Raw genomic sequence first — 7,673 nt, forward strand, 5'->3', positions numbered from 1 at the left:
GAATGGATTAATACCATTCGACTATCTCATGCATTGCCTAGAGCAATTGACCAACTCTGCACTTGATATCGAAACATTATTGCCCTGGAATGTAAAACTTAGCTAAGTGTTTTACCCAGACCTTCACATTAGACTAACTAAGTGATCTTTTTAAATGGTCTAAATATTCCATAACATCGTTGCTTTCAATCCCAATAGCCAGCTATTGCTCAATCAAGCGCCTTGTTCTTGAAAATTTATCCTCATTAAAATTTGAACCATTAATTAATCTGATTGGTATTACTTTAAGCGAACACCATCTTTATCAATGGTTACTTTACCATTTTTCATTAAGTTACCAATCGTGGCCTTAAAGGTTTTTTTACTGACTCCCAGTATTCGTTGGATTAAATCTGGAGAGCTTTTATCATGTAGTGGGCTAAATCCATCATTGTCTCGTAAGTGTTGTAAAAACTTTTCAGCAAAATCATTTACTTTATTTTTGCTGCCACGAGATAAAATCAGATCGAGGCGGCCGTCTTCACGTACTTGTTTGATATAACCATCAATGTGCTTACCTATACGCAAAGGTTGAAAGATTTCATTGTCGTATAATAGTCCCCAATGTAAATCGTTTACTATGGCTTTAAAACCTAAATCAGTTTTACCACCGATAATCAATTTTACTTTATCGCCTTGCTGATATTCCGCAGGCCAAATATCGATAAATTTATCTAATTTACTTGAAGCAGCAATACGTTGGGTAACTTGGTCTAGGAAAATTCGTACAAGGTAATATTTACCCACTTCCATTTCTGAATGCTGTTGGTTGTATGGTACTAGTAAATCCTTTGGTAAACCCCAATCTAAAAAGGCACCCATTTTATTTACTTGAATGACTTTTAATGAAACAAATTCACCAACTTGGCCCAATGCTTTCTCTGTGGTAGCAACTAATCGTTCGGCGCCGTCGACATAAATAAAAACACGGATGTTATTTCCTACTTTACAATCATCAGGCCTAAAACGCTTGGGTAGTAGTATCTCTCCTAACTCTCCGCCATCAAGATAAGTACCACTGTCGTTTAACGCAATAACGCGTAAAGTATTGAATTTGCCGATTTCTGCGTTTGAATCTGGAATTGATTGTGTCATTGAATTGCCAAGTATAGAAAATGTATTAGAAGCTGCTGTTGTATATAATAACCGATATCGCTAGGTGTTCATACCAATTGAAATAATGAATCGCTCAACTTAGCGCTACAATAGCGAGCTTAGAGCAAACGTAATGAGTTAAACATAGTTATCCTACATTTCATTTGTTTTTAAGGTGAAATTCCTCTGCAGCAATTTTTGTAGCGATATATTCGTTATGTCTAAGGTGTAATAAGTCAGCAATTTTTCTAATAATATGCTCTTCAATACTGGCAAGTTCACCATCGGCATAAGCAACTTTCCATAATAATGTGACTATTTTTATACGTTCATCAAGTGAATAGTATTGATTTATTTTTGAGGTGAACTGATAAAAATCACTGGCATTTTCACTTAACTCGAACGCTTTGATTAGGATGTCAGTAACTTCCAGAGCACTCAGGTTAAATTGATTAGTTAAAATGATACTGAGCGCATCTTGCTCTTCTTCAGTAAAAGCACTATCAGCACGCATCACTTCACATAATAAAACAGCACAGCAAATTTCTAGTGAAAGTTCAGTATTTTTTTTCTGCTCAGTTGTTTGTTGAAAGTCTTCAACTAACTCAGTAAAGAATGCGCTAATTTTATTTAGCATGTGTGCTCCTTTTATCGCGTATGTATGGGTTACAAGCTATACCTATAACTTGCACTTGACGTGTCGGGCATCTAGTTATTTTACCCACTAACATTTTAAAAAATATAAAAAGTGGTTAAAAAACCAAGTTATTTATACCGTATTTAGTTTAGTTTAATTTATTATTTTTGTAAAAACCAATGATTATTAAGTTAATGAAATATAAAGATTAATGCTTTATTTTATTTTGAATATTAACGGTTTTGGCAAATACGCGCACATCTTGTAATAGACCGATTAATATCTGGGGTAGCGTTGATGCCTCGCAGGTTGATCCATTTGAGGTTGCTAAGGATATTCGTGATAATTTTATTCTTAAGTTGTTGAAGAAGTACCCTAAAGTTAACAGTAAGTTATCAGGTGAAATTCAAGAAGAATTGGATAGTGTATCGGATCAAATTCGAGATGGACTCATTTCATTTATGGTTATCTTTTCATTATTAGCGATACCGCTAAAGTCATACTCGCAAGCGGTGATGATTATGACCGTTATTCCTTTTGGTATCATTGGTGCGGTATTTTGTCACTTTATGCTGGGAATGGATCTTAGTGTATTGTCTGTTTTTGGGATTTTAGCGGCTGCAGGGATTGCGGTTAATGACTCCTTGGTAATGGTTGATTATGTTAACAATGCTAGAAAACGTGGTGAACGATTAAAAGATGCAGTGATGCATGCGGGTACTAAACGTTTTAGAGCAATAATGCTGACATCACTCACTACTTTTATTGGCCTAGTTCCTATCATCTATTTTGAAACCAGTGCCCAAGCGCAAATCGTTATTCCAATGGCTGTGTCATTATCTTTTGGGGTATTATTTGCGACAATAGTTACGTTAGTGTTTATTCCTAGCCTCTATATGATTATTGAAGATATACGTGGAGTGTTTACTAGCAAAAAGCACGAGAAAAAGAATACCGATGTAGCAATAACGCCACAAGAGTTACCATCGCGTTAGGTATATTTTTGTGATGCCTTCGATACAAAAAAACCACCGTGGCTTAATCGGTGGTTTTTTTATGCCTTTATAATAGCGAATAGAATAAATAGAAATCCGGTAACTATTCACTGGAAAATATCTACTACCAGTGCCACCGAATTGCATTTAGCCTTGCCAGCCAATTACATTTTAGTTTGCCACCATAAACTCTTTAAACCATCATAAAGTTGACGTTAGCTTTTTAGTTACTGAAGACAGCTCAAAGCCTAGGTCAAAAAGGATCACTTTGATACGGTAGCGGACGTTAGAGCCTAGGGAATATGCCTTATTTTATGTTATTCACAACAAGTTTATTTATGTCTCAGCTTTGAGTTATTATTCAAATATACTCTATTATCAATTTGTTTTAGCTGCGGGTTGAGTATTCTGCAAATGGACTAAGCAAAAACCATTGTGAAAATGACTTTATATATTTGATTTCACCATTAAGAATAAGATCTTTCGTTCGGATTGCTCGGTTTATGTCCATATGTCCCATCCAAACGTCAGTTAACGGCTTCAAGCAGGCATCAACATATAGATTAGTTTCATGCCCCGGGTTATGGATACATAAATCCACCTTCCTATCCTTTATAACTAACCACCAAACAGCCCTTTCAGCTGGTGCGCCTCTTAAAGTGAAATGCGCAGTAAAACAGCCGTTTATAGGAAACATTTCACAATCAACGCGACGCTGAATATCCCACATGAGTAATGTTGGATCTAACTCGTGTTTTTGAAATTCTGATAAAATAAATTTCTGCCCCCATATCCCCAAAGTTTCAACCATTGGCCACAGCTCTTTACCTGAGTCGGTTATGAAGTACTCCCAGCCACGGCCTTTTTCTGGTTTTTTCTTTGTAATAACCCCCACTTCCTCCAATTCACTCAATCGCTTAGATAGTAATGAAGGAGACATTAGTGGAACACCATTACGAAGATCATTGAATTTGGTACTCCCAGCAATCAATTCTCTCAACAGAACAGGCGTCCATCGAGTTGCAACAATTTCAGCTGCTCTGGCTACAGGGCAGAACTGACCGTAACTTTTTGTTTTATTGATATTTTTGTTTGTCATATTATTTAGCATCCAAGTCTTTTAGCTAAGTACAGATTCAGAACTAGCAGTATAGACTAATTATACTTATCATTATCTTAGATATTCAACAATAACTTATCAGAGGTACGCTCTATGATTAAGCACATTTTTTATATCGCTCTTGTTAGCAGTATTACAGCGTGTTCAACAAACGAAAAGTCAGTGTTAACTGTCGAAGAACAAGCTGCAAACGTAACAACGATGTGCAGTGAAAACGCCAATGCAATTCAACAACGCCAGAAATCTCACTCCTTATACTCAAGGTTGGGAGAACGTCCAGGCATTAAAGAATTCGCTACAAATTTATACGCTTCCCACAAAGCAAATCCAGTCATCGGTCATTTTTTTGAACATGTGCCGAAAGACCCCTTCATTAAGAATGTTACTGACTTCGTTTCAGTTCATTCCGGTGGTGGAGGTGTTTATACACAAAGGGATATGACAACTGTTCATAAAGACTTAGGTATTTCTCTTGAAAACTTTCTAGCGGCAGGTGGCGATGTTCAAGCTGTTTTAGCTGATTTAGGCCGTGGGGAAAATGAAATTCAAGAAGTTATTTGCTTTCTTGTTTCTCTTGCTCCAACGGTCGTAACTAAATAAGAGAAGTTGATGTCAAAGTACCTATTGTAAATACTTACAATAGGTACTGCTGCATAATACTCAACTTTGAACCCATAAATAATTATGTCATCTATGCACAAAGTAAACAAAGCTATGACGCATGTTTACTATTGTTTTAGGGTCAAAACATCTAGTGATAAAAGGTCAATGACAGCTTATAGCAAGCTGGTAAATGTTCTAGTGCTCACAGGCTCGATGTTAACAATGATACGATAGCTGACGTTCCCCACAGATATAAATACGCTTTGTTTGAGTATAAATATGATCAATTAATCGAATAACCTGACTGGCAAAAATGCCACCATTGCCGACTGTCACGATGTTGTATTGGGATGACTTTAAAGTGTGCATTGCGGAATAAAAATTCTGAAATCGTTTGTGTAGGACGAAGTCGACTGTACACCCGTTAATTGACTAATCAGGTCGACAGTTAACTTAATCCCCTTCGACTTAGCGGACGTTCCAAAAATCAGTTTGGAGGCTAGTTTCATGGTCAAAAAAGCAAAATAGAGTTATAGAACGAGAACAATATATATGACTGCTGGAAGCTCATTATGCCTGTGTTCTTCCTCACTTGAGGTTAACTTTGAGCCTATTGCGCACGGTGGGAGGATTACTTTTCTAACCGTATAAATACCAAGTACGCGCTGAAAAAGGTATCTAACGGCGAAAATCGAGCGCCGCCTCAGATAAGTCTGTTTGAATAAAAGCAATCCTTCATCGTAAACAAAAGCAATATTCAAAACTGGTTTTCACAACAGTGGGAGACGCTTGTTTTGAATTCTGAATTACGTGAAAACAGTTGAGTAATAGACGAAAAATAGCCGACTTTCATTCCCTCAAATATATACTACACTATACTGGTAAATGAAAAAAAATCAGGAAAAATGATGTTTCATTTTACCTATACTCACTAAAATTCCTTATAAAAAATAAGGAAAGGAGCAACAATATGGGACTTTATATTACTCAAGGTAACTATACAGAATCAGCAATCAAGGGGATGATACAAAATCCAGAAGATAGGGCTACTGCAGTTGCGGCATTAATGGAGGCTGTTGGTGCCAAAATGCTACAGTATTATGTTACTCTTGGAGAGTATGATTTTATGGTGATAACTGAGGGCGACGATACCAATGAAGCTATGCTGGCAGGACTCATGGTTGCTGGTTCAAGTGGTGGGACTTGTAATTTAAAAACCATTCGTGCGTTTACGTCCCAGGAGGCGAAGTCGGCAATGGAAAAAGCGGGGAAGGTTGTGGCTGGATTTAGTCCCGCCGGTAAATAAGTAGTTATGTTTTTTACTATAGCTATAGGGAAAATAAAAATTGGGGACACTCATACTTTGTTGAATAAATAACAGGTCTTTACTATGGTTAAATAACAGTCAAGGAAGAGGTTTAATTATGACCCAATCACGCAGTCAGCAAGTGTCTTTAAAAGATACGCGTTATTATCACTTAATTTCACGTTGTGTTCGCCGCGCTTACCTTTGTGGTGAAGATGTCTACACTCAGCAAAGTTACGAACATCGTCGGCAATGGATGGTAGACCGTATTCGTTTTTTAACGTCGGTATTTGCTATTGCAGGAGTCATAGCATCACCAAACCCGATTAAACACCACTATGACTGACTCCTGAGCCACCATTACCGCGGAGCGGTTTAGTTCAATGAGCTTGAAGCTGTCTGTCGAATATCCTAAGTAAGAACACCAGCAGCAATAAAAAGTTGTAGGTGTACATTAACTAATGCTTCAATATCTCTTTGGTAACCACCACCAATAACCGCAGCGATTGGTATACCTTTAAGCTTACAGTAATCAAAAACTAGTTTGTCACGAGCCAAAACACCTTGAGTGGAAATATCAAGATGACCAAGATCGTCATTGCAATGAATATCTACTCCCGCATCGTAAATTACTGCATCAGGCTTAAAGCTATTAAAGGCTTTACTCAAAGCATTATCTACTGTCTCCAAATAAAGCTCATCTGTTGTTCCTTTCGGTAATGCAAAATCTAAATTTGAAATCTGTTTACGGTGTGGAAAATTTTTTTCACCATGAATTGAAACCGTAAAAACATTCTGATTATTTGAGGCTAACTTGGCTGTTCCGTCACCTTGATGTACATCAGCATCAAATATAAGTACTTTGTTGATATTATCATTTTGTAACATGGATAGTGCGGCTAAATATAAATCGTTAATCATGCAAAATCCAGAGCCAAAGTTAGCAAAAGCATGATGGTAACCTCCAGTTAAATTTATAGATTTTCCATGTTGTAAGGCTAATTGCGTAGTCATTATAGTTCCACCGACAGCAGTTAGTGTTCGTTCAATCAATTGTTGAGACCAAGGAAAACCTATTCTTCGCATAGCTTTAGGATCTAACTGATTATTAATCAACTGGTGTATATAGGTGGGGTCATAAACGGTTTTTAAATTATTAACATTAACAGGTGTTGGTTTTTTAAAGTAATTATTGGGAACTCCATTTGAAGTAAGTGCATTTCGTATTCCAACATATTTTTCTATTGGAAATCGATGTCTAACGGGTAACTCAAGTTGGCTATAAATAGGGTGAAATACTAGTGGTGTCATAATTTAACTTATAGAATATTTAAAAAACTTTAATGATAATAACTAAAATGTTGAGTATTTAAACTTGTTTTCGATATCTATACCCGTGGCCATTCAAAATGCATGTTTCAGTGGGAGAAAAAAACGATTTAGATAAGGAATTGATTGCAGAGTATTGAATAGTTATCAGATAGATCAAAATTTCTTCTTGAGATAACTGTGTATTTTTCCAGAGTCAGGCAGCAAATATCATATATTAACCCCATCAGCGCATTCAACGGCAGTAATGAGCTTACAGGAGGCATAGACGATCAATCATGATTATTCATCATCCTAATAGGCTCCTGAGCCACCAAAGGAGACATAGAGAGTTAAACTAGTGACAGCAATTTTGTTCACTTTTGCTTATGTTAGTAGGGTCTCATCCGTTGGTTTTCTTCTCGCTAAAAGCTGACATGAATAGCATCGCTGAAAAGGATAATTACTTAACAGAAAGGTCTTTAGCAAAGGTAAATGTAGAAGGTTTTTTAAGCACAGAAATTCATAAACATTCATTTTATTAGCTTTAATTAATCTATCATCTTTATG

The 7,673-nt window shown here is 36.5% G+C and carries 7 protein-coding genes and 1 pseudogene; 4 read left to right on the top strand and 4 right to left on the bottom strand.

What is annotated here, in order from left to right; translation table 11 throughout:
• Positions 1-279: 279 nt before the first annotated feature.
• Both DWA31_RS12820 and DWA31_RS12825 read right to left on the bottom strand, forming a co-directional pair.
• Positions 280-1,134, bottom strand: a complete 855-nt coding sequence (locus DWA31_RS12820) for a CvfB family protein (RefSeq protein ID WP_114326977.1) — start codon at positions 1,132-1,134, stop codon at positions 280-282.
• Positions 1,135-1,294: 160 nt separating this feature from the next.
• Positions 1,295-1,771: a tellurite resistance TerB family protein gene (locus tag DWA31_RS12825; protein ID WP_114326978.1), complete on the bottom strand. Its 477-nt coding sequence runs from the start codon at positions 1,769-1,771 to the stop codon at positions 1,295-1,297.
• A 254-nt stretch (positions 1,772-2,025) separates the two neighbouring features.
• Here DWA31_RS12825 and DWA31_RS12830 point away from each other — a divergent pair.
• A pseudogene (locus DWA31_RS12830) lies at positions 2,026-2,766 on the top strand (efflux RND transporter permease subunit); the annotation flags it as partial.
• Positions 2,767-3,154: 388 nt separating this feature from the next.
• Here DWA31_RS12830 and DWA31_RS12835 read toward each other — a convergent pair.
• Positions 3,155-3,865, bottom strand: a complete 711-nt coding sequence (locus tag DWA31_RS12835) for a winged helix-turn-helix transcriptional regulator (RefSeq protein ID WP_168427340.1) — start codon at positions 3,863-3,865, stop codon at positions 3,155-3,157.
• A gap of 114 nt (positions 3,866-3,979) precedes the next feature.
• Here DWA31_RS12835 and DWA31_RS12840 point away from each other — a divergent pair, with 114 nt between their 5' ends.
• The 3 genes from DWA31_RS12840 (at position 3,980) to DWA31_RS12850 (ending at position 6,141) form a co-directional block, all read left to right on the top strand.
• The gene (locus DWA31_RS12840) at positions 3,980-4,486 is read left to right on the top strand and encodes a group I truncated hemoglobin (protein WP_114326981.1); all 507 of its coding nucleotides are present in this window, start codon (positions 3,980-3,982) and stop codon (positions 4,484-4,486) included.
• Between the two features lie 973 nt (positions 4,487-5,459).
• Positions 5,460-5,795, top strand: coding sequence for a GYD domain-containing protein (locus DWA31_RS12845; protein WP_114326982.1), 336 nt, complete (start codon positions 5,460-5,462; stop codon positions 5,793-5,795).
• A gap of 118 nt (positions 5,796-5,913) precedes the next feature.
• A complete protein-coding gene (locus DWA31_RS12850; RefSeq protein WP_114326983.1) occupies positions 5,914-6,141 on the top strand; it encodes a hypothetical protein in 228 nt (75 codons plus the stop codon).
• Positions 6,142-6,206: 65 nt separating this feature from the next.
• Here the strand turns inward: DWA31_RS12850 and DWA31_RS12855 are convergent, their stop codons facing one another.
• The gene (locus DWA31_RS12855; protein WP_114326984.1) at positions 6,207-7,106 is read right to left on the bottom strand and encodes a histone deacetylase family protein; all 900 of its coding nucleotides are present in this window, start codon (positions 7,104-7,106) and stop codon (positions 6,207-6,209) included.
• Positions 7,107-7,673 lie beyond the last annotated feature (567 nt).

The organism is Candidatus Colwellia aromaticivorans (assembly GCF_003333305.1).
Taxonomy (GTDB): domain Bacteria; phylum Pseudomonadota; class Gammaproteobacteria; order Enterobacterales; family Alteromonadaceae; genus Colwellia; species Colwellia aromaticivorans.

Bases quoted from the DNA above. Each gene is read 5' to 3' on its own strand.
- DWA31_RS12835 (WP_168427340.1), bottom strand. From the start codon at position 3,865: ATGACAAACAAAAATATCAATAAAACAAAAAGTTACGGTCAGTTCTGC.
- DWA31_RS12820 (WP_114326977.1), bottom strand. From the start codon at position 1,134: ATGACACAATCAATTCCAGATTCAAACGCAGAAATCGGCAAATTCAAT.
- DWA31_RS12840 (WP_114326981.1), top strand. From the start codon at position 3,980: ATGATTAAGCACATTTTTTATATCGCTCTTGTTAGCAGTATTACAGCG.
- DWA31_RS12845 (WP_114326982.1), top strand. From the start codon at position 5,460: ATGGGACTTTATATTACTCAAGGTAACTATACAGAATCAGCAATCAAG.
- DWA31_RS12850 (WP_114326983.1), top strand. From the start codon at position 5,914: ATGACCCAATCACGCAGTCAGCAAGTGTCTTTAAAAGATACGCGTTAT.
- DWA31_RS12825 (WP_114326978.1), bottom strand. From the start codon at position 1,771: ATGCTAAATAAAATTAGCGCATTCTTTACTGAGTTAGTTGAAGACTTT.
- DWA31_RS12855 (WP_114326984.1), bottom strand. From the start codon at position 7,106: ATGACACCACTAGTATTTCACCCTATTTATAGCCAACTTGAGTTACCC.